We start from the raw sequence: 25157 nt of genomic DNA, 5'->3' as shown, positions 1-25157 counted from the left end.
ATCATATTTGAAGTAAAGGAAACAACATGGGCTTTCTCTCCGGCAAAAAAATCCTGATTACCGGGCTTCTCTCTAACCGCTCTATTGCCTATGGTATTGCCAAGGCATGCTACCGCGAAGGGGCTGAACTGGCCTTTACCTACGTTGGTGAACGCTTTAAAGACCGCATTGTCGATTTCGCCAAAGAATTCAATACCGAACTAATTTTTGACTGCGACGTTGGCAGCGATGAGCAAATTTCCGCCCTTTTTAAGGATTTGGCTAAGAGTTGGCCGCAATTTGATGGCTTTGTCCATGCGATTGGCTTTGCACCACGTGAAGCGATTGCTGGAGACTTTTTAGAAGGTCTTTCTCGCGAAGGCTTCAAAATCGCTCATGACATCTCGGCTTACAGCTTCCCGGCGATGGCAAAAGAAGCTTTGCCCATGTTGCGCGACAAATCTTCCTTATTGACACTCACTTACCTCGGCAGCTTACGCAACGTTCCCAACTACAACACCATGGGACTTGCTAAGGCCTCACTTGAAGCCTCGGTACGCTACATCGCTGGCTCAGTTGGACCTAAAGGCATTCGCGCTAATGGAATCTCTGCTGGCCCGATTAAAACTCTAGCTGCTGCTGGCATCAAAGGTTTCGGCAAGATTTTGGAAGCAGTTGAACAAACTGCTCCCATGCGTCGCAATGTCACAATTGATGATGTTGGAAATACCGCGGCTTTCCTATTGTCTGATTTAGCAAACGGCATCACTGCCGAAATCATTTATGTCGATAACGGTTTTAGCCAAGTGGTTGGTGGAATGGAAGAAGTTTGAGCGTTCCACTGCGCGAGGCCCTGAAGTTTTGGGCCAAGCTGGGCTTTATTAGTTTTGGTGGGCCCGCAGGACAGATAGCCGTCCTACATCAAGAGCTTGTTGAGAAGCGTCGCTGGATTTCTGAGCGGCGTTTTTTACATGCGCTCAACTATTGCATGTTGTTGCCTGGACCCGAGGCACAGCAGCTAGTCACTTATATCGGCTGGCTGATGCATCGTACTTGGGGTGGTGTTTTAGCAGGCACCCTCTTTGTTCTGCCTTCCCTCTTTATATTGATAGGCCTATCTTGGGTCTACCTCACCTTTGGGCAAGTGCCCTGGATTGCAGCCATCTTTTTTGGCATCAAACCTGCAGTCACTGCCATCGTCCTTCATGCAGCAGTTCGCATTGGTAAACGCACGCTCCACAATCAAACACTCCGTTGGATTGCAATCGGATCCTTTCTAGCGATCTTTGTTTTTAATTTGGCTTTCCCGATCATCGTTATCTTTGCTGCATTGATCGGCGCCTGGGGAGGCAAACGCTACCCAGAATATTTTCAGCAAACTGCCGCTCACGATAAATCAACAGAGGCACACCCTCCCGCAGTAATTGATGATCACACCCCCACTCCAGACCATGCTCAGTTTTCCAAAAAGAAACTGGCGCTACATAGTTCAGTTGTTCTCGCGCTCTGGTTAATTCCGTTTATTGCCCTTGTTCTGATCTTTGGCTGGAAAACGCTATACCCACAAATTGCTTGGTTCTTTACTAAAGCCGCCTTCCTCACCTTTGGTGGCGCTTACGCAGTTCTGCCCTACGTGTACCAAGGTGCAGTAGATCAATTCCATTGGCTTAGCGCAGGTCAGATGATGGATGGTTTAGCGCTTGGAGAAACCACTCCAGGACCGCTCATCATGGTGGTGGCTTTTGTTGGATATCTGGCTGGCCATATTCAACATCTGATTGGAAATAGCAATCCGTTTTGGTTTGGCGTGCTTGGGGCTTGTGTTGCCACCTGGTTTACTTTTTTACCTTCTTTTTTCCTGGTACTGGTCGGTGGTCCGCTCATCGAATCTACCCATGGCAAGCTGAGTTTTACTGCACCCCTGACTGCCATCTCTGCAGCAGTGGTCGGCGTCATCGCTAATTTAGGCCTGTTCTTTGCATATCACGTCTTTTTTCCGCATGGCCTTGGTGGTTCAATCTCATGGATTTCGATGGTGATCACCTTGTTTGCAGGCATAGCTCTCTTTAGGTACCAAAAAGGAGTGATTAGTGTGTTGATCGGTTCAGCCCTAGCTGGGCTTCTGAGTTATTTACTGACTACTTTATTGATCTAGCAAGGCTGTATTGGGGGCTGAAATTGGCATAATGGAACTTATGCGAATTGAACCCCAAACTATTACCCATCTCCAAGAATGGCTCGGGAAAACTGAGACCCTTCAAGACATCGTCACTGCAGCACCTGTTAGAGCTTTATCAGCAACACTCGATCGACCTGATGCTGCGCCCGTTACCGGAACCTTTTTACCAGAGCTATGGCATTGGCTCTATTTTTTACCTTGCGCTCTTCAATCAGAAATCGGCCCCGATGGCCATCCTAAGCGTGGCGGCTTTCTGCCCCCCGTACCATTGCCGCGTCGCATGTGGGCTGGTAGTCGGATTAAATGGTTAACCCCTTTGGCAGTTGGCGATGAAATCGAGCGCGTCTCCAAAATTGAATCCGTTACACACAAAGCGGGTCGCACTGGTGACCTCATCTTTGTATTGGTGAAACATACCATCTCTAATCAACATGGCTTGGCTTTAGTTGAAGAGCATGACATTGTGTATCGCGATGCTCCCGGACCAGACGATAAGCCAGCAGCACCAACACCAGCTCCTACGGGAGCCTCTTGGTCTAAAACAATTACTCCTGATGATGTTTTATTGTTTCGTTATTCAGCACTGACATTTAATGGTCATCGCATTCATTACGATCGCAAATACGTTACTGAAGTTGAGGGCTATCCCGGCTTAATTGTTCACGGCCCTTTAATTGCGACTTTGTTAGTGGATCTTGTGCGTCAGAGTATTCCAGCCTGCAAGTTAAAGAGTTTTGAGTTCCGCGCCATACGCCCTACTTTTGATATCAATGTATTTAAAGTGAGTGCTAAGCCTGATTTAGAGAAAGATCCTTCTGGAAAAACGCTCTCCATTTGGGCCGAAGATCATGAAGGCTGGCTCACCATGCAAGCGACCGCAGTTTTAGCTTAGGAAATTTTTTACTTAATGACTACTCCACACTTATCTAAAGCCTTAGCGACATTTGCTGCTGAATTAAAGATTGGCGACATTCCACAAGAGGTAATTGCACGCACTGAAGATTTACTGGTGGATTGGTTTGGCTCTGCCATTGCTGGCAAAGGTTCACGCCCAGTAGAAACGATGACGCAGTTTGCGCAAAACATGGGTGGCTTTAATGCCGCCAATCCCGGTTCCGCTGAAATTCTGATTAGCCGCAAGAGCTCGAGCCCTTTTTTGGCGACACTCGCTAATGCCGCAGCATCACATGTAGCCGAGCAAGATGATGTTCACAATGGCTCTGTCTTTCATCCAGGCACCGTAGTGTTTCCTGCAGCATTGGCAACGGCGCAAACGATTGGTGCATCAGGCGAAGATCTTCTGGTAGCTGCTGTTGCTGGCTATGAAGTCGGCATTCGGGTTGGAGAATTTCTAGGTCGCTCACACTACAAAACATTTCACACTACTGGTACTGCCGGCACCTTGGCTGCTGCCGCTGCAGTAGGTCACCTTCTCAAACTAAACTCCACTCAAATGCTGCACGCCTTCGGTTCAGCCGGCACCCAATCCGCTGGCCTTTGGGAATTTCTGCGCGATGCCGCTGACTCTAAACAATTACATACTGCACACGCTGCCTCTGCTGGTTTGATGTCGGCCTATCTGGCGCAATCAGGCTTTACTGGTGCCGAGCATATTTTGGAAGGCAAACAAGGTTTAGCGGCTGGCATGTCAAGCGATGCAGATCCTAGCAAGTTGATTGATCGATTAGGTAGCCGCTGGACTATTGCTGAGACAAGCTTCAAATATCACGCCTCATGCCGTCACACTCACCCTGCCGCAGATGCCTTGTTACAAGTGATGTTGGCACATCAGCTCAAGCCTAGCGATATCGCTAAAGTAGAAACTTTAGTTCATCAGGGTGCAATCGATGTGCTTGGTCCAGTGACTGATCCCGCGACTGTGCACCAATCGAAGTTCTCCATGGGAACTGTATTAGCCTTAATTGCTCACTATCAATTTGCAGGCTTGCAAGAATTTGATCAACACTTTCATGATCAAGCCATTTGCGCATTCCGTGATCGCGTCACTATGGTGCTGGATCCTGAAGTGGATGGCGCCTACCCTCAGCGCTGGATTGGCAAAGTCAAGGTCCATTTAAACAGTGGTGAAGTTTTAGAAGGTCGCGTAGACGAACCCAAAGGTGATCCCGGTAATACTCTGAGTCGCGCTGAAATTACCGATAAGGCTATGCGCCTTGCTGTATTTAGTGGCGGCGCAAGCCCAACTGAGATGAGCGCCGCTATTGAGCGCTTGTGGAATATCCGCAAGCAGTCCAAGATAGGCCTGTTGATCTCCTAAATTTCTGCCTCATATTTAAAAAACCACATTCATGAATCCACTTGATACACCTATCGGCTTTAGCAGCACTTTCTTATTCGTTCCGGGGACGCGCCCAGAGCGATTTACTAAAGCACTCGATAGTGGTGCTGATGGTGTCATCATCGACTTAGAGGATGCAGTTGCCCATGAAGATAAAGAATCTGCACGTGCAGCAATACGTGCAGCTTGGCCTTCATTCACCGCAGAACAAAAAAAGCGTCTGATCATTCGCTCGAATTCTCCTGGCAGTCATTTTTATGCGGCAGACCTCATCTTGATCCAAGAGTTAGATGCCGCTTGCTTACTCATTCCCAAAAGTGAGTCTCTCGATCAAATCAATGGCGCAGCACAAATCCTTCCAAACACAGCCATCATTCCCATGATTGAGACTGCCATCGGTCTTGATCGCCTCAATGAAATTGCAAACTCTGAACAAGTCTTGCGCCTAGCATTAGGCAACATCGATTTGCAGGCAGACTTAGGTATGGTCTGCGACGCACAAGAAACTGAACTACAAACAGCGCGCTTTCAGATTGTGTTGGCCTCACGCTTAGCCCAAATTGCCCCCCCAATAGATGGGGTTACTCCTTCTACTGACAATATTGAGCGCATCACGGATGATGCCGAGCGCGCCAAAAGAATGGGTTTTGGTGGCAAGCTGTGTATTCACCCAAAGCAGATTTCTCTGGTGAAGGATTCCTTTATGCCTACTGCTGCAGAGGTTTCTTGGGCTCATCGGGTCATCGAGGCTGACAAGGCATCTAAGGGAGGCGCAGTGAAATTAGATGGCCGCATGATTGACCGTCCAGTTGTTCTACTGGCCCAAAGAACTCTAGCGATTGCTGGTAAACCCTAAGGCCGATAGTGTTTAATAGTGGCAAAATTGGCTCGCATCACACATTAACGGAGACTTAAATGAAATTCAAGAAAACCCTCTTTGCTGGAATTGCTGCAGTTGTCAGCGCCAGTACTTTATTGGGCAGCAATATTGCATCTGCTCAAAAAGATTGGCCTACAAAATCAGTTCAATTGGTTGTTCCATTTGCAGCTGGTGGCCCAACTGACACTATCGCACGCTTAATTGCAGTGCCAATGGGTCAGGCCTTAGGTCAAACAGTGGTAGTTGAGAACGTGCCAGGTGCTGGCGGCACAATTGCCTCCACCAAGGTTGCACGTGCAGCTCCAGACGGCTACACCATCTATATTCATCACATGGGGATGGCTACAGCAAATGCGCTGTATGACAAACTCCCATACGACCCAATGACTAGCTTTGAGTACATCGGCCAAGTTGCTGACGTGCCAATGGTATTGCTCGGTAAAAAAGATTTGCCAGTCAACAACTTTAAAGAGCTTGAGGCTTACATTAAAGCCAATGGTTCAAAAGTAACGATGGCTAATGCAGGTCCAGGCGCTGTGTCACAGCTATGCGGCTTGTTGTTCCAAAGTCGCATGGGTGTTCGCTTGACCAATATTCCTTACAAAGGAACTGGTCCTGCTTTAACTGACCTCTTAGGCGGTCAAGTTGACCTCTTGTGCGATCAGACAACACAAACTATTCCTTATATTAAGGATGGCCGTGTAAAAGCATTTGGTACAACCACGATGAAGCGTTTACCAGCCATTCCTAACGTTCCTACTCTGAACGAACAAGGCCTCAAAGGCTTTGAAGTTAAGGTATGGCATGGTGTGTATGCTCCAAAAGGTACTCCAAAACCAGTGCTGGATAAAATCAATGCTGCTCTGAAGAAAGCATTGACCAATCCTGATGTGAAGAAGCGCTTGGATGATGCCAACATTGATATCGTATCAATGGATAAAGTATCCGCCAATGGCCTTAAGGATCACCTCGATAAAGAAATCAACGTCTGGGGTCCAGTCATTCGTAAAGCCAATATTCCAGATTAATTCCGGAATAGCGGTAAACAAAAAAGCCAGCAAATTTCTGCTGGCTTTTTTGTTACCTAAAATTATCTGATGTACTGATAATGTACTAATTGCCTAACTCACTAATTAATCCGCCCTAAACAGATAACCTGATTGAACTCTTTCACGACGCTTCTGATAAATCGCATTCGGGATTGCCAGCAAAGCCCAAATAGCCAAGAAGGGATCCAAGAGGTAGTCCCAGAGATTTGCAGATTCATGCCAATGCACTGCCCACGCAATAATCGCAAAGGATAAGATCCAAACACCCTTAGTCCAGCCAGCAAGGCCGCAAACTACAGCAAACAAGATGGTGGCAATTAAAAGGCCAATAGAACCGTATCCCCAAACATAGGGATCGAACATGCCAAGACCTAGCGCCAAGGGATAAAACATAATCGCAATCAAGGCTACTGGCACTTTAAATCCCATTGGTGTTTTTTTAGCAGCCGGAATAATGGAGCTCCACAGCAAGAGCATTGTCACAATACTGAGCTCACCAGTGACCCCGCGAACATAGGCAGATAAAGGTAGTTCCAGCGACATTCCTAATGGCCAGAAAAATAGATTCGCCAGCAACAAAACTACCAGCAGGCGAATTGCAAATGGAATTTCTTTTGAGAACATTTTTTGCGAGAGAATAATCAGTACTACTGCAGAAGTAAGCGACATCTCTAGAAGAGCGATCAGCTGTAAATAAGGGGTCATCATTATGATTACTTTTCTTTCATACTACTGAGGGCATGCTTAAACCAGGCAGCTGGAAAATACACATGCTTAATCTTTGCTCTATTCCAGGTATAAGCAAGATGCGCATCATCACCATTCGCGGAAATCAAATATGGGTAGGAGAATTCTCGATGCTGATCATTGAGTAAAGATGCATCATCCTCGAGTACCTGCACTACTTGCCATTGAGGGGAGCTTGGCTCACGCATGACCATCACCAAGCGATAGCGCGCTGCCTCGATGTTATTCAGGACCATCAATCTTGTGCCATTCGCCAAAGTGAGTGCAGCAAGCGCTGAATTGGGATTTGGAATCTCCAGGTCTTTTGTTACCGTCCATGATCGTCCAGCATCCTTAGTTTCACTTACAGGGATTTGCTTTGGCTGAGAACTGGGTCGAGTTTGGCGAAAGAAAGCTTTTGCCACCTGCGGGCCATCAGTAAAAACTACTGGCTGAATTGCACTCCTGCCCGAACTCATGCGTCGCTTATCGATTACCTGACTCGCATCGATTCTCAAAAGCTCCCCAAAGCGACCAATCCACTCATGGTATGCCGGTAAACCCAGTCGCCCATCTACAAATGCCATGGCTGGTGACTTTACCAAGGTACTGAGATTAATCAGCGGGGAGCTGATTAGGCGCTGCGGCCGATCCCAAGTCAAACCCTCATCATCTGAAATCATTGAAGAAATTGAACTACCAGCCCAACCTCCAATAGAAACTGTGACAAAAAATAATTGCATTCGACCATCGGCTATTCTTGCTGGAACAGGATTGCCTAACTTAGCAATATAACGAGACAAGCCTTTTTCAGCACTAACGCGATCCATCACAACTGTTGGAGCACTCCATCGAGATGCACGCGGATCAAATACAGATGTATTGATGACTACGTCTGGAGCGCCTTCTCGACTACCCGCGAACCAGAAGGCCCTCACTGCGCCATTCTTCAGCGCAATTAAAGAGGCGGCATGCACTGAAGGAGCGCCAGTGTCAGGTAACCAATCTATCAGCAGGTTGGGCTGAACGGGCTGAATGGGCTTTAGTGACTTTACTGGCTTAACATTCCCAGTTACTTCAGATGCAGCTTCAAATTGATTGGCATTATTCACTGGGTAATCACTTGCAAACGGCGCCCACACTGGGAGACTGTCAATGTGGAGATAACCCAGCACCGAGGCCAGCAATAAAAAACAAAAGGCAATCACACGACTCATCGACAAGCATCCTTACCAACCAGTGGCAATGCAATGTTTGCAGGGGTGGCAATTAAATATTCATTCACAAACAGGTGTTCTCCAATATGACCCCTGAGTATCGCCTGAATTTCTGCATCAGAATGGCGTGCTCGCATCTCCATTCGTTTGCCCACTATTTTGCAAGAATCGCATAGTGTGGGTTCCACACCAATCGCTGACTGCACCGCTACTATTGGATAAGTACTGGTCAGTAAATTAATTTGACTGGCATCCTTTGCCAAATAGCCATGCAATATTGCTCCAGGCAATAAGAGTCGATACTCTTCATCCTTGGCGCGATAGTCGCAAGGTACCCAAACATCTTTTCCGGCAAGGCCTTGAATAGTCGCTTGCGAGTACCGGCCTAAGGCACCCTCGAGAGGTGATAAGCCGCTAGTGAGTGCGCAGTAGCAAAGAAAGCAGCCCGCCAAAGCGATTGCCTTAGTACGCTCTCGATTAAATAGTCCAAGTAATACTAGGACTATCGCGGTTCCCATAAAAACCCAATGCCAAGGGGAGTAACTCCAGATGCCAGACTGACCTAGGAAGTTAGACAGCTGTAAATTACCGCCCACCCAAACAAGCGCAGCAAGTAATAGTAACTGCAGTAGTAATGCAATCCGAAATCCCCAGACGGGCAATCGATCCCAATACAGGGCGATCACAGCAGCAAAAGCTGGCATCACTGGAAGCAGATAACGCCCAGAGCGCTGACTTGGCAAACTAAATACAATAAAAAAAGCTAAGATCAATAGCAGTAACAGACTCTCTTCAAGAGACATAAAACGCCGCTCTCGCCAACATTGAATTAATGCAGTAATCAACACAAAGGTAAAGAGTCCGGCATTAGCTAAAGTCGTTAAAGCCAGCATCCAAACACTATCGCCACCTCGTACTAAATCCAATACATAGTTTGAGCTACGCGCTTCAAACTTACCGGCATTCTCACCCAGAACAAATTCTTTCCAAACCGCTTCAGGGAAAGGATCCAGGACAAACCAAAGTGCAAACACACCCAAAGCTAAAATAGCAATCAATAAGACTTTATAAAGGTCTTGCAATAAGACCTTGGGAATGCTCCACTCACGCCAGCGCCAGTAGAACAAACCTAATGCAAATGCAGCGGGCACAATATAAGCAAAAGACTTTGACAGCAAGGCCATCCCAAAAGAGGCGCCTGCCAATACAGGAAATAAAAGCTTCGATTCGAAAGCAGCTCTACCCCAATACAGCAGCGCAAAGAAAGGCAAGCTTAGCCAAAATACTTCAGGGGGATCTGTCAGAAATGGACGACCATAGCGGTAAGTTGCAAAAAAGGAGAGCCATACTAAAGAGGCCAATAAGCCAGTCTGCCGATTACCGCTAAAGCGAGATACAGCCAAAAATAAGAATAGCGCGGTTAAGCCGGTATATACAACACTGGGCCAACGCAGTGCGAAAAGTGTCCAGCTGCTTCCCCAGTCGGTACTAGCAATGCCCTCCCAAAATATCAAGGGAGGCTTCGTATTTTTAATGCCATCCATCTCAGACTGAAGGGGCAACCAAGCACCAGCATCCGCGGTCATTCGGACGATATGCATATAGGGGTATTCGTCCCCATTCTTTGGAGCGAAGCGACTATCTAAACCATATAGATAGGTAAATACACCTAGAAGAAGGATGAAAATAGCATTTCGATAGGTAAATGAGCCACGCATATTGTTAGTTTATAGGCTTAGAGTGGAATACTTAAAACTAGCATGGTCAATACCCTCATTTTTAGTTCTGAGCTTATTGAAAATCAATCTAAGTAAAACTACTAATCCTACCCCAATCTGATTAAGATAGAGTTCATCAGCAGCATCCTAAGAACAGTTGTATGTAAGACGGAGATGATTCCTATGCAGATGAAGTATTTAAAACCCATTTTGGTGACTAGCGCTCTTATTGGCCTTAGCCATTGGAGCGGACTCAGTTTTGCCCAAACCGCTGACCAACTATATAAACGAGGACTTGCAGCTACCTGCGCTAATTGCCACGGCACGGATGGCAAAGGCGTTGTGGATGGTGGTATGCCGCTAATTAATAATCTCACTAGCGAACAAATGCTCGCCAAATTAAAAGCTTATAAATCTGGAGCATTAGAGGGCACGATCATGCCGCAGTTAGCCAAAGGCTATTCCGACGAACAACTCACCACTATTGCCAATCAACTTGGCAAGAAACAATAAGGAGGCGCCATGGATCGTCGACATTTTATAGGTCAGAGCGCTGCAGCAGTTGGCCTGCTTGCAGGTCTCTCAAGTCAAACTAAAGCAGCTAATTTACAAAAAGCAGAAATCTTGGTTATTGGTGGTGGATATGGTGGTGCCACTGCCGCCAAATACTTGCGCCTGTTCTCTAATAACACTGCCAGAGTGACTCTGATTGAGCCCAATACTTCTTTTATCTCTTGCCCAATGTCTAACTTGGTCATCGGTGGTTCACGTACGATAGCTGAAATTACCTCACCGTATGACACTCTGAGCAAGCGCCACGGCATCAAGATTATTCAAGATAGCGTCAGCAGCATGGATCCAGATAAAAAGACAGTCACGCTCGCCTCTGGAAAAACTTTACGCTACGACAAAGCCATTGTGTCTCCTGGAATTTCAATGAACTTCAAAAGCGTTGAAGGCCTTGCACAAGCCAATAAAGATGGCGTAACACTACAAGCTTGGAAAGCTGGTCCAGAGACTGTGGCTTTGCATAAGCAACTCGCTGCGATGCGTGAAGGTGGCACCTTTGCAATCAGCATTCCAGAAGCCCCTTATCGCTGCCCTCCTGGACCCTATGAGCGCGCATGTCAGGTAGCAAACTATCTACAGCAAAACAATCCTAAGGGCAAGGTATTGATCCTAGATGCCAACCAAGATGTGGTTTCTAAAGGGGCCTTGTTCAAGAAAGTGTGGGCAGAGCAATATGCTGGAATGATTGAGTACCGCCCGAAGAGCAATGTCATTGGCGTGGATGCGAAAACCAAAACCCTCAAACTCGAAGTTGAAGATGATGTGAAGGCTGACGTATTAAATATCTTGCCGCAAATGGCCGCTGGTGAAATCGCTATTAAAACTGGATTAGCTAATTCCAATGGTCGCTGGGCGAATGTCAACTTCCTCAACTTTGAGTCAACAGCACGCAAAGATATTCATGTACTAGGTGACGCGATTCAAGTTGCACCACTCATGCCTAAATCTGGTCATATGGCTAATCAACATGCCAAAGTCGCAGCAGCAGCAATCGTTGCAGAATTGAATGGCTGGGAAATCAATCCAGCGCCAGTTCTGACAAACACTTGCTATAGCTTTGTGAATAATCGAGAAGTAGTGCACGTTGCTAGCGTCCATCAATACAACGCTGCTGAAAAAACTTTCAAGACTGTTCCGGGATCTGGGGGCTTATCGCCAGCACCTTCTATTCTGGAGGGTATTTATGCTTGGGGCTGGGCGCATAACATCTGGGCAGATAGCTTGGGCTAAGAAATATTTACGCTCATTAAAAAAGAGGCTGCGGCCTCTTTTTTAATATCTACAGCGCTTTACCCATCTCAATGATTCGCTTGCGTCTTCGCTTACTGATGAACAAGAAAGTAATCGCCACTACTGGGGCTGCAATAGCGGCAATAATTTCTGGATGAATAGCAAGACCAGCTTCTTTTACACCTTTAGCCATATAAGCCAACAAACTCACTGCATAGTAAGTCAACACTAGAACAGATAGACTCTCAACTGTTTCCTGTAATCGCAATTGCAAGCGCGCTCGCTGATCCATGCTAGCTAATAATTTTTGCGTCTGTTCTTCATTTACGAATTCAATACGCGTTCTCAAAGTTTGAGTCGTCCTTGAGATTCGGTCAGATAGTTCTTTTAATCTACGCTGAGTCCAAATGCAAGTTCCCATTGCCGGCTGAAAACGTCGATCCATAAACTCTGAGAGAGACTGCACACCCGGAATCGGAGACTCTACTAGCTCGTATAGATTTTTACTCAGCAACTGGCTGTATGCCTCAGAGGCAGTAAAGCGCAATCCATATCCAGAGATCCATTGTTCAGCTCGCGAGGCTAGATTAGAGAGTTCACCTAAAAAATGGCCATCTTTTTCGGTATGTACTCCCGACTCAGTTTGCAACTGAGAAATACTTTCAGATAAATCTGCCAATTCTGACTCTGCAGTTCTCAGTGGTATAGAAAGGCTCTTCGCTACTGGGAAAGCAATCATAGCTGCCATGCGATAAGTTTCAGCTTCAGCGATTGCACGCGCTACACGACCAGCCTGACGTGAGCCCAAAATATCGTGTGGAATGAAATAAGAGATAAAGCCATCTTCATCTAAACGCAAGTCCGTCCACAACTGAGCCTTCTTGCTAGATAGAATATAACTACCCAGCACGGTATTCCCGCTAAAGATGGAGGACACTTCTTGAGCTTCTGCAAATAGGGGGCGATGCTCAAATGCGAGATCTAAAGCAGAAATTCTTTCGCCACCGGCCTCAACAATAGTTGGGCAGCCTAGACTCTGAAGTAATGCATCTAAACTCTGTTCCAAAGCGAGGCGTGACTCTAGTAACGGTCCAGTGATTTTGATGGGATTGTGCGTAATGGCTGCAATGGTTGCGAACTCGCCATGCAACTCCCATTTAATTAACACCCTCTCTGGTTCGGGCGCCAGAGTCAACATCTTAAAGGAGTGATCCTGTTGATGATCATTAGGAATGCCTAAGGCGACACTAAGCTTTTGTATCCACTCAATTTGAGTTTGGCGAGAACTTGCATCAAGTAAAAAGGATTGCGACAGCACTCTTTCGTTTGGCCAGAGCGCAATAGGTGGACGCGCATGCACCTCTTCATGCAATTGTTTTCGAGCAGGATGATCGTACGGTTTCATAGGGCTTAGCTCGATTGGATAGATATGCTTAAACTATACGCCAACAGCATTCTCTTGGGATTGATATGGATGCACACCCCGATTGAGGCAGTTACGGACATAGTCTATGCTGGTGCGTAAGGCGTAATAATCGCTAGACATACTTTTAGAGACTTTTAACTGCAATGCCTCGTACTCCAGTAAATCCAATTTCTTCAGATATTCATCTTTCACTGCTGGCAGAAAGTTTGCAGTGAGTTCTTGCTCATAGCTCTTTAGAGTGCCGTACAACCTATCAATTTTTCGCTTCATTCGCTTGTTGCGATAGCCCGGTAAAGTAAGCAAGACAGGATATGCCACGGCACAGAACGGCAGCAATACAAAAACCAAGCGATTGATCAGCTCTGCCAACCAAAAAGGGAAATAGAGCATTAGTAATGGCGAGCCATTTTTTTCGTAATGCAAGGCTACAGAGCTTTGTGGGAGACCTGTATTTTTAAAGGAAGGGAATTCACCACTCTCCGCAAAGAAGCTTGCTTTACCATTAATCTCACGTGCAGCCTCTAAAAATAAAAATTGGAGTGCCGGATGCATTCTGTCATCAATCAGTAAATTGGTAGTTGAAGCCATCAACTTAATATCTCTTGGAGGAAAATTCCGCGCTAGGCTAAATGCACCTGCAGGGACATTTAGTATTTGCATATATGGCAGTAAGCGTGCATACGCCTCAGCTCGATCAAAGGCAACCAAATGTAAATTAGGATCCTTTAGCAATTTCTGGACATTCGGAGCCTCATAAGCATCCACAATGAACGCCGCATCGATCTCGCCTTTTTGCAAAGCTTCAGCCGAATGAGCACCAGAGAGATGCAGAAAATGTGACCCTTCCTCAAAGCCATTCGCTTTCAGGATATGCATTGCTTGAGCGTGGGTTCCACTACCCTTCAAACCAACCGACATTCTAGAATTTAGAAAGAAGCTGGCACGAGCTTTAATGGCCTGAAAATCATCCACCTTAATTTCTGGACCACGATAAAACAACCAAATTGGATCATATGAAATCGTGCCAAGAGATTCCACTCCAGTAACCTCATGAGGATTAAATGCGCCTGCTTGTACAAAGGCAGCTTGAACTGGATCCTTACGATCAACCAAGTGGGCCACATTTTCCTCGGCACCTTTTGTAGGGAGTAATTCGAGAGTAATGCCTTTTTTATTGAAAAAGGCAGCGTACTTTTTTCCTAAAACGTCGTAGGAACCCCCGAGCTGACCAGTTGCCATCACCACGTGTCTTGGTGGTGGTGGATCAGCGTACCACCACACTCCGAGCAAGGCTACCAAGAGAAAGACCAAGATAGGCCAAGCCTCTTTCAGGAACTGAGAAAAATCACTCCACTTTTCCTGAACGGTCTCATATAGCCCGAGATAGGTTTCTTTAATGTCTTGTTTGATACTTCCCATGGAAGGCCAATCAGCAAATATGTCAAAAGCTAATGATAATGTGATTACTACCCTCCAGAAAAGACTCTCCTCATGCTAACCCTTCGAAAAGCTCAAGACCGCGGCTACGCTGATCATGGCTGGCTTAAAAGCTTCCATTCCTTCTCTTTTGCGGGCTATCACGACCCCCGATTCATGGGCTGGGGCAATTTAAGGGTAATTAATGAGGACAAGGTGGCTGCAGGCATGGGTTTTGGTAAGCATGGCCACCGCAACATGGAAATCATCAGCTATGTTTTGTCTGGGCAATTAGCGCACGAAGACAGCATGGGAAATATCAAAGGTATTCCACCGGGTGACGTTCAACGCATGAGTGCCGGAACTGGAGTTACCCATAGCGAGTTTAATCACGCCAAAGATCAAACTACCCACTTCCTACAAATTTGGATAGAACCCAATGTCATGGAAATCCCGCCAAGTTATGAGCAAAAATCGATTCCACCCTCAGCAAAGCAAAACAAGCTCTGCTTAATTGCATCGCCGGATGGTTCAGGGAATGCCATCAAAATTCATGCGGATGCCAGAATATATGTGGGCCTTTTTGATGGTCACCATTCCCAAAAATTAGATCTCGATTTACAGCGTAAGGCCTATGTGCATCTGATAAGAGGCTCCCTACATGTCAATGACATACTTCTATCAAGTGGAGATGCACTACTAATAGAGAATGAAAGTAGCCTACTTATTGGTGACGGCAAAGATGCTGAGGTCTTGGTGTTCGATCTCAGCAGCGAATAAAAAAGGGTATCGACTGAGGTCAATACCCTTGCGACGGAGTCAGCTTAAATTAATCTAGCTTAATTTTTGCCTTTTCAATCACCACTTTCCATCTGGCAATATCAGAGACATATAAATCGGTAAATTGCTGGGTAGTCATCGGTGCAATTTGCACACCCGCCTTCACAAAACGCTCTTTCATCTCTGGAGTCTCGAGAATTTTCAAGATTGTCTTGCTGAGGGTGTTGATAATGGCAGGAGGCGTTCCAGCTGGAACAAACAGGCCTTGCCACAAAGCCATTTCATAACCCTTTACACCAGCCTCTTGCATGGTAACTAATTCAGGAGCCCCGCTAAATCGATTCTTGCTAGTAACAGCCAGTGCATTGACTTTTTCACCTTTATATAAAGGTAGCCCCACTGGCATGCCAGCAAAGTAAAAATCAATTTGACCGCCCACTAAATCTGTTGCAGCTGGTGATCCACCCTTGTATGGAATATGAATCGCTTGAGTACCAGTGGTTGCCAGGAATAGCTCTCCAGCCATGTGGTCGGAGTTACCAATCCCAGAGGAGCCAAAGCTCATCTTTCCAGGATCAGCTCGGAGCATAGAAATTAAATCAGCCACATTTTTAGCTTTGGAATTGGTATTCACAATCAAGATATGTGGGGTAGCGGCTACTCCGACAACGGGTAGCAAATCTTTTTGACCGTTAAAAGGGAGTCTTGGGTTTGCAGCGACGTTAATTGCTAAGCCATTTTGCGCAAATAAGACGGTGTAACCATCTGGAGCGCTTTTAGCAACTGCATCAGCCGCCAAACTACCTGCAGCACCGCCTCTATTCTCCACAATGACCGATTGCTTTAAGGCGATGCTGAGCTCATTGGCCACCATTCTCCCAACGATGTCGGTTGAACTTCCTGGCGCATACCCAACCAACATCTTTATGGGCTTATCTGGATAGGACGCAAACGCCGTCCCGAAAACTAGTGGCAACACTAAAGAACTCAACACTATTTTTTTAATTGATTTTTTAATCATTATTTGTCTCCTCCGGTAAGTTATAAATCTAATGCTGTAATCCCGCACTCTTTGGCGCAGTTATTCAATGACTCTTGTAATTCACTTGAAATCGGAATGCCACACGAAAGTCTCTCCGCCATCACCCTTGCAGCACCATCACCGGGCACCCGAATTTGATTCACGCCTGGCAGTGTAGAGGATGCCTTTAAATCATCGACCAAAGCAATCACTCGGGCAACAAACTGCTCTTTATCACCAAAAGCACTTGGATCAACAGCGATGATTGTTTGACCAGTATTGGTAATTAAATCATGATGCGCATTAAAGTCAATCGTGCCTTTACCAACTGCAGCATTATTGAGCGCCCCAGCAAGAAGGCCGATCATGACAGCTAAACCATATCCCTTGTAACCTCCGATAGGGAGCAATGATCCCTCACTCGATTTTTGCGGATCGGTAATGGGTTGACCTTGTCGATCGATCATCCAAGTATCAGGGATAGATTCACCCTTTTGGGCGGCAAGCTTTACCTTGCCGTAGGCAGCGACTGTAGTCGCGATATCCAAGAGAACGATCGGCTTATCCCCGGAAGGAACCGCAATAGCAATCGGATTGGTGGACAACAATAAGTCAATGCCGCCCCATGGCGCCATGTGATTGGCGTTACCAACCGCCATATAGATGCCGATATATCCCTGCTCGGCTAGCTTTCTGACATATACAGATGCTGCACCGGAATGATTTCCATAGTGACTACCAACCCAACAAACGCTGTGTTGTTTTACTTTTTCTATTGCAACATCAACTGCCTTGTTCATTACCAAATGACCTAAGGCGTTATCCCCATTGATCAAAGCGGTTGCACCCTGCTCACGTTCAATCTGAATATTGGGACTCAAATTAATACCGCCAGCCCGAATCCGCTTAATGTAAGCGGGCAGTCTGAAAATTCCATGGCCATCAGCGCCAACGAGATCTGACTGGATCATCAGTTGGGCTACAAGCGTGGCATCCGCCAAAGGTACTTGGTTAGCGTGCAATGCTTGTGCAATGAATGCCTCGGCCTTAGTTGTAGATAAATATTTCATGTTTATTCTGACGATTTAATTCCCAGCATCACTCTTAAATTCCATTTTATAAGTGTATCTATTGTGAGGATGGTAAGTGAAGGTTACTTCAAAAAGCTTATCCTGATTGTCAAAGTAACGCCGAACAATGACTAAACAGGGGGCATGCACCTTTAACCCAAGCTTCTTTGCAATATCAGAAGATACGTTAATGGCATAAACATCAACCTCAGCTCGATCAATTCGAGTGCCATACTTTTTCTCGATCTGCTCGAACACCATCACTTGACTGTGCTCAGGCTCCGATGTCAAGGATGCAAATTGAGGCAGAATATAAATATCAGTCCAAGCAATCACCTCTTCGGTATCTCGCTGCTTTCGAATAGCTCCAATGTGATACCAAGAGGATCCAACTGCATCACCAATCATCTCGCTAAGCGGTTTATCGAGCTCAATAAATTCTTCAATGGTGTTTTGTCGATAGGTATTTCTTGGATAACTCAAAATATCAACAGGTGAATTAAAGCTTTGTGTAAACCTTCTCACCTTCCGTCTGGAGATCACCTGAGTTGGCGCCCCTTGACGACGCAAGACCATACCATCTCGCTCCAAGGTTTGAAGAGCATGTCTTAAGGTATGGCGACTTGCTGTGAAACTTTTGCAAAGTACTGCTTCAGATGGCAAGTGAGAACCTACCGCCCAATCGCCCTCATAAATACGCTGAGCTAGCGCATTCGCTAAGGTTTTATAGAGCGGTAGAGATTCTTTCAACTTAGGACAGACCAAACATTTTTTTGCCGGCTACGGGTAAGCGTGCCTTCAAGATATCGCCGGAGAGAGATTCAGTAATGTACAAATCTCGATTATCTTCGCCACCAAAACACATGTTTGCCAAGTGATGGTGGTGTGGGTTATCTGAGTAGATCAAATGTGTCGGGAGCATATTGCTATCAAATCTCCAGATACCAATGCCTAAGTGGCAAACGAGCAAACCATTTTCAGAATCCATCTCAATACCATCAGGTCCGGCAACACCACCTGTTAACTGAATTGCAACACCCGTTTTAGAGACAGAACCATCAGCCATCAGTGGTAAACGCCAAATTTGCTGAGATCTTGTTGCCGCAACGAATACATGCTTTTCTTGCGTATTTAAGGTGATGCCATTAGGACTCGGTACGTTAATAGCCAAACGATCTAATTGGCCATTGGCACGCAATCGAAATACTCTGCCTGTTGGATCTGCAATTCCAGTTTGCCCCTGATCAGTAAAGTACAGATCACCATTGGAGGCAAAGTGCAAATCATTCAAGCCCTTGAAGTTTTCGCTATACATGGACCCGAGAATTGTTTCTACTTTTCCAGTTTTCGGATCGAGGGCCAATAAGCCTAGCTTGTAATCACAAATAAACGCACGGCCATCTTTGTGGAACTTCAATCCATTCGGCCAGCCATCAAATTGGGTTACCAAATCCCAGTCACCCTTGGGTGTAATTCTGAAGACTCGTCCAAAAGGGATGTCTAGAAACCATAAGTTACCCTCACGGTCAAAAGAAGGGCCTTCTAAAAAGCACTCTACTTCAGCGTTTTGGCGGTTTGGATCAGACCAGCCTGTGCGGGACTTCTTTCTGAACTTCCCAGGCATTGACATAAAGACTTCTGCCTTAATTTTCTCTACAGGCTGAAATGGGTTGTGCATCGTCATAGTTGATTGTTCCTCTTTGTAGTTATACGGATAGGTTTATTTAAATGATTCACAATTAAAACATAATTGGTGATAATGTACTGTAAATATAAGCTTATGATGAGCTTAATTTATTAAAACTTAACCGTATAAGTAAGGTTTCTTATGAACTATGTTGCCGTAATCGGTACCGGAATCATGGCCGCAGGTATTGCTGCAGGATTTGTTGCACAAAGTATTCCAGTTGTCATTTTGGGTAGAAGCAAAGATAAAGCGGATGCATGCCTAGATAAAGCGCTGACACTCGCTCAGAAAATGGGGATTGTCGGGGTCTACTCCAGCCAGAGCCAAGATGCAATCAAGACTAAACAGAAGACTGCAGTCCTTGAGAACTGGTCCGACTGGAATGGGTGTGACTGGGTCATCGAAACTGTGGCAGAAAATCTTGCACTGAAGCAAGAGATATTTCAATACCTTGACGAACGCGTTCCAGCGCATATCCCCATTGGCAGCAATAGCTCGGGGTTTCCAATCAGCAAAATTGCTTCTGGACTTAAAACCGCCAATCGAATGATGGGAGCGCATTACTTTATGCCAGCCGAGGTTGTACCTTTAGTAGAGGTGGTCATGGGGGAGAAAACGGAACTGGTATTTGCAGAGCAGGCTTGCAGCCTTTACAAAAGCATCGGCAAAAAACCCGTTTTAGTAAAAAAAGATATTCCTGGTTTTTTGGCGAATCGTATTCAGCATGCACTCATGCGTGAAGCCCTATCGCTTGTACAAGAGGGTATTGCAAGCCCTGAGGATATTGATGATGCCGTTCGTTATAGCTTTGGCTTTCGATATGCCGCAGTTGGCCCAATGACTCAAAAAGAGATCTCAGGATGGGATGGGATGGCAAATGCCGCAAAAGAGATTTATCCATCGCTCTCCAACATCACTACCCTACCCCCGAAGGTAGTGCAGCTGATGAGCGAAGGAAAAACAGGGATGAAATCTGGCGAAGGTTTCAGAAAGTGGACGCCAGAAGAAATACAGCAAGTCTCAGACTCCTACTCCAGGAGGCTGAAGGCCGCTTTCGATGTTCTCAATATTGAATAGCCGCATACCCCTTTGCAATGGCTTCCTTTACTCGATCAAGATTTGGAACTACACCAATGCCGCTCGGCGCTAGTTGGCTCACCCCAAAGCTTCCCTGCTTGGCTATGAGTGGTATGTCACAAATATCAAACTTCAAGTACTGATTTGACATGCTAAAACCCCAATTGACTTTGCCCATCGCAAATCCTAGAGATGCTGTCGCTGCCGCTGACAAAGAAGTCTCCGCAATCTTGCACGCTAAATTGAGTGAGAGCTCATGCCGCTCTAGTAATTTGGCACATTCAAGTGCCTGCATCACTCCACCTGTTTTAATCAGCTTTAAGCTTGCTCCACTCAATGCCTTAGCCTCGATTAATTGCTCAAGCTCACTAAGGCCATGGACTGACTCATCCAATCCGATTGGAATGGGAGAACTCTTATTGAGTAGTACGAAATCTGCCATGGGCAGCTCTGTAGAAACCAACTGCTCTGCAAACGTTAATTTACTTGCCGACTCTGACTGGCAAAATCGAAGAGCATCTGTCAAAGTGAGCGCGCAGTTTGCATCAACAGAGATGACGTCACCCTCCAAGGCATCGCACAGCACTCTCACCCTGTGCAGATCTTCATCAAGCGACAGTGAGCCAATTTTAATTTTCCAATGCCTAAATCCAAGCTCACGAAATGCCTTGGCATCGCTCAGCTCTTTGTCCAATGAGCCGCCCAGCATTCTCAACAAGGGTATGGGTGCAGGAACTGCATCTGCTAAGACACCACCTTCAGTACGCAGATATCGCCATAAAGGTAGGGAGCGCTCTTGGGTGTATAAATCTAATAAAGCCATCTCTAAACAAGATTTTGCTGATGCATTGGCATACAAAATTCGATTAAAAACACTTGCAAATTCGGCTGGCTCACTCCAATCTATTGGCAATGCATATTCCACCAAGTACTTAATGCTACCAACGAGACTATCCAGGCTTTCCCCGGTCATCAAAGGCGCGACTGAGGCCTCACCCCAACCCTGTCGACCCTTATCATCGGTTAGGCAGATCAATACCGTTTTTGCATCCACCACCATTTCACGAGACATTTTGATGGGCTCGATAAGTGGAATGGATAAGGGGTAGATTTCAGCGCATTTGATTTTCATTTTTGCTTTATGAGCTTTGACAAAATAGTTTTGATTTTAAAAAAATAATATCTAGGAGAACGATACATGAGAAAAATCATCTTTACCCTACTGGCTTTAGGAATTAATCTGCCATCGCTAGCAAGCGCGCAAGGATATCCGAACCAACCAATTAAGCTAATCATCCCATTTGCAGCTGGTGGACCATCAGACGTCCTCGCTCGAGGATTTTCTCCCAAGCTTGGTGAAAACCTAGGCCAGCCCATCATCATTGAAAACAAACCGGGTGCGGGCGCCAATCTAGCCGCAGAGTATGTAGTCAATTCTAAAGGCGATGGTTACACACTCTTCCTGATGCTAGTGGGCACCCAAGCTATTAATGAAACCTTATATAAAAAACTCAATTACAACGTTGTTAAAGATTTTGCCCCGGTCTCACTGGTTGCCTCCTCCTCATTGATGTTGGTAGCCAACCCTGGTGTACCTGTAAAAACCGTTGCAGAATTGATCGCGTTTGATAAAGCCAATCCTGGCAAAGTTAGCTTTGGTTCTTCGGGTGCAGCCACACCACTCCATCTGGCGGGCGAATTATTCAACACTCAAGCAGGAACTAATATTCTCCATGTGCCATACAAAGGTGCGGCTCCTGCATTAACAGATGTGCTGGGTGGACAGATTCAAACAGCTATTGTTGGCACCCCAGCGGCGCTACCTTATGTCAAATCTGGAAAACTAACTGGATTGGGCGTCACAAGCTTAAAACGCTCTCCAAATGCCCCAGAGATCCCAGCCATATCGGAGACCCTGCCTAAATTTGACGTAGAACTGGTTTATGCCATTGTTGCGCCAGCGGGCACACCAAAGGCTATTGTGGACAAATTAAATACTCAATTAGCTAATGTGCTCAACAACCCTGAAGTTAAATCCCAGTTGAACTCCAGAGGATTTGATGTTGTCACTAGCACCCCGGGCCAGCTTGGTGACTACATAAAATCTGAAGTCGCCAAGTGGGCGCCGATTGTCAAAAAATCAGGCGTTTCTGCAGAATAATTAAAAATATAGGAATCGAAAGTCGCTCATGATTGAAACATCTGAAAAAAAATTGGCTGGCGCAATTATTCGCCTGCATCCAAATGACAATATTGTTGTTGCACGAGTCGATGTCGCTATCGGCGAGCAAGTGCCCAGCGAGAATTTCACGAGCCGTAGCCAAGTACCTGCGGGTTATAAGATCGCTACAAAGAAAATCTTGAAGGGTGAGCCTATCCTCAAATACAACGTCACCGTGGGCTTTGCTAATGCCGATATTGAGCCTGGAATGATGGTCCACAGTCATAACACTGAGTTTCGTGAATTCGATCGTGACTATGCTTATGCAAGCGAATATAAGCCCACCACCCTCCTTCCGGAATCTGAGCGTGCAACATTTCAAGGTTACGTGCGCGCCAATGGAAAAGTAGGTACACGTAATTTCATCGGCATCCTATCAACCGTCAATTGCTCTGCAACGGTGGTCAATAAAATTGCTGACTGGTTCACACCCGAGAGATTGAAAGATTACCCCAATATCGATGGCGTAGTTGCTTTTAGTCACGGCATCGGCTGTGGCATGGAAATGAGTGGCGAGCCAATGCAACTGCTACGTAGAACGATGGCAGGTTATGCACAACATCCTAACCTCGCTGCAGCCCTCATCATTGGCTTAGGTTGCGAGCGTAATCAGCTAAAAGGCTTGATGGAGCAAGAGGCATTGCAAGAAAACTCTACTTTGCACACTTTCATCATGCAGGAGACTGGTGGCACACGCAAAACGATTGAAGCGGGAATTGAAGCTGTCAAAGCACTCCTGCCAGAAGCCAATAAAGCAAAACGTCAAACTGTTTCTGCAAGCCACCTATGTGTTGGTCTGCAATGTGGTGGATCTGATGGATTCTCTTCCATCACCGCAAACCCAGCTTTAGGCGCTGCGGTAGATATTTTGTCGCGCCATGGTGGCACAGGTATTCTTTCTGAAACGCCAGAAATTTATGGGGTTGAGCACACACTTACCCGTAGAGCCGCTACTAAAGAAATCGGCGAGAAGCTCATTAAACGGATTCGTTGGTGGAAAGATGAGTATTCCGTTGGTCGTGATGTTCAGATCAATGGGCAAGTGAGTCCCGGCAATCAAATTGGTGGTCTTGCTAACATCTTTGAAAAGTCACTCGGCTCTTCAATGAAGGGCGGCACTGGACCCCTGATGGAGGTCTATCGATATGCGGAACCCGTCACAGCCAAAGGTTTTGTATTTATGGATACGCCTGGTTTTGACCCTGTCTCAGCAACCGGTCAAATTGCAGGTGGGGCAAACCTGATTGCTTTCACTACGGGACGCGGCTCCATGTTTGGATCTAAACCGGCGCCTTGTATCAAGCTGGCGACTAATACACCCATGTATCAAAGACTAACTGAAGACATGGACATCAATTGCGGAGAGATCTTGGATGGTACGGTTTCTGTTCAAGAGATGGGTCAACGTATTTTTGAACTCTTCCTCAGGACAGCCTCAGGAGAGACTTCTAAAAGCGAATTGTTGGGCCTGGGTGACTATGAATTCGTGCCCTGGCAAGTTGGCGTCATGAGCTAATCAAAGACTCCACCTTACAGTAGCGATCAGCGGGCACCTGTCCCGCTTTTTCTTTACCTAAAAGAAGCTAGAAATCAGCGCCGGGGACTGTAGAATTAATGCTATTGAATCAATCAGGACTTCATTAGGCTTATGAAATTCAGGGACTACTATGAAACACTCGGTGTAGCGCGTGGCGCTACTGAAGCAGAAATTAAAGCGGCTTACCGAAAGTTAGCGCGCAAATATCACCCAGACGTAAATAAAGAAGCCGGGGCAGAGGACCAATTTAAAGAAGTTGGCGAGGCCTACGCCGTTCTCAAGGACACTGAGAAGCGCGCTGCCTACGATCGTATGGGCGCTAACTGGAAAAATGGTCAAGACTTCACTCCCCCTCCAAACTGGAATGAGGGCTTTGAATATTCTGACAGCAACTTTGGTGGTGGCTACGAGGGTGATCAAAGTGAATTCTTTGAATCTCTGTTTGGCAGGGGACGTCATACTCAAGGCGGTAGGGGTGGTAACCCACGCCAAGGCATGAACTTCAAGGGTCAAGATCATCACGCCAAGATATTGATTGATTTGGCGGATGCCTATAACGGTGCTCAACGAACTATCGCCCTGCATATGCCTACGCAAGATGCTAACGGTAATGTCAGCACCCAGGAACGTAAGCTCGATGTCAGCATTCCGAAGGGTATTAAGGCCGGACAAAATCTACGCCTATCTGGTCAGGGCGGTCCAGGCATGGGTTCTGGTGGCGCGGGTGACTTGTACCTTGAAATTGATTTCCACCCCAATCCCATTTATCGCGTAGATGGCAAAGATGTTTATCTTGATTTGCCGCTGGCCCCATGGGAAGCAGCGCTTGGAACTACCGTCAATATTCCAACTCCTGCAGGCTCAACTTTAGAGCTGAAGATTCCAGCGGGTACAGCATCTGGTCGCAAGATGCGACTCAAAGAGAAGGGTATCCCTAGTAAAGAAGCAGGCGATCTATACGTAGTTCCAAATATTGTTTTACCCGGCGCGGAAACTGATGCGCAAAAAGAAGCATATCAAGCGCTGGAGAAAGCTTTTGATTTCAAACCCAGAAACCATTTGAAGGGATGATGAA

Annotated in this window: 23 protein-coding genes; 13 read left to right on the top strand and 10 right to left on the bottom strand. The window is 46.3% G+C overall.

From position 1 onward, the window contains the following. Window positions 1–26 precede the first annotated feature (26 nt). The 6 genes from fabI to C2758_RS03300 are packed head-to-tail and all read left to right on the top strand — an operon-like array spanning window position 27 to window position 6365. Complete coding sequence (gene fabI, locus C2758_RS03325; RefSeq protein WP_215329584.1) at window positions 27–812, top strand: enoyl-ACP reductase FabI; 786 nt, start codon at window positions 27–29, stop codon at window positions 810–812. Then, entirely contained in the window at window positions 809–2134 is a 1326-nt protein-coding gene (gene chrA, locus C2758_RS03320) for a chromate efflux transporter (protein WP_215329583.1), read from the top strand. The genes fabI and chrA overlap by 4 nt, the downstream gene beginning before the upstream one ends. Window positions 2135–2165: 31 nt before the next feature. After that, complete coding sequence (locus C2758_RS03315; protein ID WP_215329582.1) at window positions 2166–3050, top strand: MaoC family dehydratase N-terminal domain-containing protein; 885 nt, start codon at window positions 2166–2168, stop codon at window positions 3048–3050. A 15-nt stretch (window positions 3051–3065) separates the two neighbouring features. Further along, a complete protein-coding gene (locus C2758_RS03310; RefSeq protein WP_215329581.1) occupies window positions 3066–4436 on the top strand; it encodes an MmgE/PrpD family protein in 1371 nt (456 codons plus the stop codon). Window positions 4437–4467: 31 nt separating this feature from the next. Continuing rightward, the gene (locus C2758_RS03305) at window positions 4468–5313 is read left to right on the top strand and encodes a CoA ester lyase (protein WP_215329580.1); all 846 of its coding nucleotides are present in this window, start codon (window positions 4468–4470) and stop codon (window positions 5311–5313) included. A gap of 59 nt (window positions 5314–5372) precedes the next feature. After that, window positions 5373–6365: a tripartite tricarboxylate transporter substrate binding protein gene (locus tag C2758_RS03300; RefSeq protein WP_215329579.1), complete on the top strand. Its 993-nt coding sequence runs from the start codon at window positions 5373–5375 to the stop codon at window positions 6363–6365. 105 nt (window positions 6366–6470) lie between these two features. On the opposite strand, the gene C2758_RS03295 is transcribed toward C2758_RS03300, so the two are convergent. The 3 genes from C2758_RS03295 to C2758_RS03285 are packed head-to-tail and all read right to left on the bottom strand — an operon-like array spanning window position 6471 to window position 10047. Beyond that, the gene (locus tag C2758_RS03295; RefSeq protein WP_251369248.1) at window positions 6471–7094 is read right to left on the bottom strand and encodes a hypothetical protein; all 624 of its coding nucleotides are present in this window, start codon (window positions 7092–7094) and stop codon (window positions 6471–6473) included. A gap of 5 nt (window positions 7095–7099) precedes the next feature. Continuing rightward, window positions 7100–8329 carry an exo-alpha-sialidase gene (locus C2758_RS03290; protein WP_215329578.1) on the bottom strand — a complete coding sequence of 410 codons (1230 nt, stop codon included), beginning with the start codon at window positions 8327–8329 and terminating at the stop codon, window positions 7100–7102. Then, window positions 8326–10047, bottom strand: coding sequence for a glycosyltransferase family 39 protein (locus C2758_RS03285; protein ID WP_215329577.1), 1722 nt, complete (start codon window positions 10045–10047; stop codon window positions 8326–8328). Before C2758_RS03285 ends, C2758_RS03290 begins: the two co-directional genes overlap by 4 nt. Window positions 10048–10230: 183 nt before the next feature. On the opposite strand from C2758_RS03285, the gene C2758_RS03280 reads away from it, so the two are divergent. Next, the gene (locus C2758_RS03280) at window positions 10231–10560 is read left to right on the top strand and encodes a c-type cytochrome (protein ID WP_215329576.1); all 330 of its coding nucleotides are present in this window, start codon (window positions 10231–10233) and stop codon (window positions 10558–10560) included. Window positions 10561–10569: 9 nt separating this feature from the next. Further along, on the top strand, window positions 10570–11847 hold the full coding sequence (locus tag C2758_RS03275; protein WP_215329575.1) for an NAD(P)/FAD-dependent oxidoreductase: 1278 nt from the start codon (window positions 10570–10572) through the stop codon (window positions 11845–11847). 49 nt (window positions 11848–11896) lie between these two features. Here the strand turns inward: C2758_RS03275 and C2758_RS03270 are convergent, their stop codons facing one another. Then, window positions 11897–13252, bottom strand: a complete 1356-nt coding sequence (locus C2758_RS03270) for a DUF3422 domain-containing protein (RefSeq protein ID WP_215329574.1) — start codon at window positions 13250–13252, stop codon at window positions 11897–11899. Between the two features lie 33 nt (window positions 13253–13285). Continuing rightward, the gene (locus C2758_RS03265) at window positions 13286–14692 is read right to left on the bottom strand and encodes a TAXI family TRAP transporter solute-binding subunit (protein ID WP_215329573.1); all 1407 of its coding nucleotides are present in this window, start codon (window positions 14690–14692) and stop codon (window positions 13286–13288) included. A 72-nt stretch (window positions 14693–14764) separates the two neighbouring features. Here C2758_RS03265 and C2758_RS03260 point away from each other — a divergent pair, with 72 nt between their 5' ends. Further along, the gene (locus tag C2758_RS03260) at window positions 14765–15469 is read left to right on the top strand and encodes a pirin family protein (RefSeq protein WP_215329572.1); all 705 of its coding nucleotides are present in this window, start codon (window positions 14765–14767) and stop codon (window positions 15467–15469) included. A 49-nt stretch (window positions 15470–15518) separates the two neighbouring features. On the opposite strand, the gene C2758_RS03255 is transcribed toward C2758_RS03260, so the two are convergent. From C2758_RS03255 to C2758_RS03240, 4 genes are read right to left on the bottom strand one after another with little or no spacing between them, the layout of a single operon-like run. Beyond that, on the bottom strand, window positions 15519–16490 hold the full coding sequence (locus tag C2758_RS03255; protein ID WP_215329571.1) for a tripartite tricarboxylate transporter substrate binding protein: 972 nt from the start codon (window positions 16488–16490) through the stop codon (window positions 15519–15521). Window positions 16491–16510: 20 nt separating this feature from the next. Continuing rightward, complete coding sequence (locus tag C2758_RS03250; RefSeq protein ID WP_215329570.1) at window positions 16511–17560, bottom strand: Ldh family oxidoreductase; 1050 nt, start codon at window positions 17558–17560, stop codon at window positions 16511–16513. Between the two features lie 15 nt (window positions 17561–17575). After that, the gene (locus C2758_RS03245; RefSeq protein ID WP_215329569.1) at window positions 17576–18310 is read right to left on the bottom strand and encodes a GntR family transcriptional regulator; all 735 of its coding nucleotides are present in this window, start codon (window positions 18308–18310) and stop codon (window positions 17576–17578) included. Window position 18311: 1 nt separating this feature from the next. Beyond that, window positions 18312–19244 carry an SMP-30/gluconolactonase/LRE family protein gene (locus tag C2758_RS03240; RefSeq protein ID WP_251369247.1) on the bottom strand — a complete coding sequence of 311 codons (933 nt, stop codon included), beginning with the start codon at window positions 19242–19244 and terminating at the stop codon, window positions 18312–18314. 144 nt (window positions 19245–19388) lie between these two features. Here C2758_RS03240 and C2758_RS03235 point away from each other — a divergent pair, with 144 nt between their 5' ends. After that, window positions 19389–20324: a 3-hydroxyacyl-CoA dehydrogenase family protein gene (locus tag C2758_RS03235; protein ID WP_215329568.1), complete on the top strand. Its 936-nt coding sequence runs from the start codon at window positions 19389–19391 to the stop codon at window positions 20322–20324. On the opposite strand, the gene C2758_RS03230 is transcribed toward C2758_RS03235, so the two are convergent. Beyond that, the gene (locus C2758_RS03230) at window positions 20311–21456 is read right to left on the bottom strand and encodes a mandelate racemase/muconate lactonizing enzyme family protein (RefSeq protein ID WP_215329567.1); all 1146 of its coding nucleotides are present in this window, start codon (window positions 21454–21456) and stop codon (window positions 20311–20313) included. The genes C2758_RS03235 and C2758_RS03230 overlap by 14 nt on opposite strands. Window positions 21457–21522: 66 nt before the next feature. Between C2758_RS03230 and C2758_RS03225 the strand changes: the two genes are divergently transcribed. The 3 genes from C2758_RS03225 (at window position 21523) to C2758_RS03215 (ending at window position 25153) form a co-directional block, all read left to right on the top strand. Then, entirely contained in the window at window positions 21523–22485 is a 963-nt protein-coding gene (locus C2758_RS03225; RefSeq protein WP_215329566.1) for a tripartite tricarboxylate transporter substrate binding protein, read from the top strand. Between the two features lie 28 nt (window positions 22486–22513). After that, window positions 22514–24061, top strand: coding sequence for a UxaA family hydrolase (locus C2758_RS03220; protein ID WP_215329565.1), 1548 nt, complete (start codon window positions 22514–22516; stop codon window positions 24059–24061). 132 nt (window positions 24062–24193) lie between these two features. After that, window positions 24194–25153: a DnaJ C-terminal domain-containing protein gene (locus C2758_RS03215; RefSeq protein ID WP_215329564.1), complete on the top strand. Its 960-nt coding sequence runs from the start codon at window positions 24194–24196 to the stop codon at window positions 25151–25153. Window positions 25154–25157: the final 4 nt, after the last annotated feature.

Source organism: Polynucleobacter sp. AP-Sving-400A-A2 (assembly GCF_018688155.1).
GTDB lineage: Bacteria > Pseudomonadota > Gammaproteobacteria > Burkholderiales > Burkholderiaceae > Polynucleobacter.
This window is presented reverse-complemented; position numbering and strand designations above follow the sequence as displayed.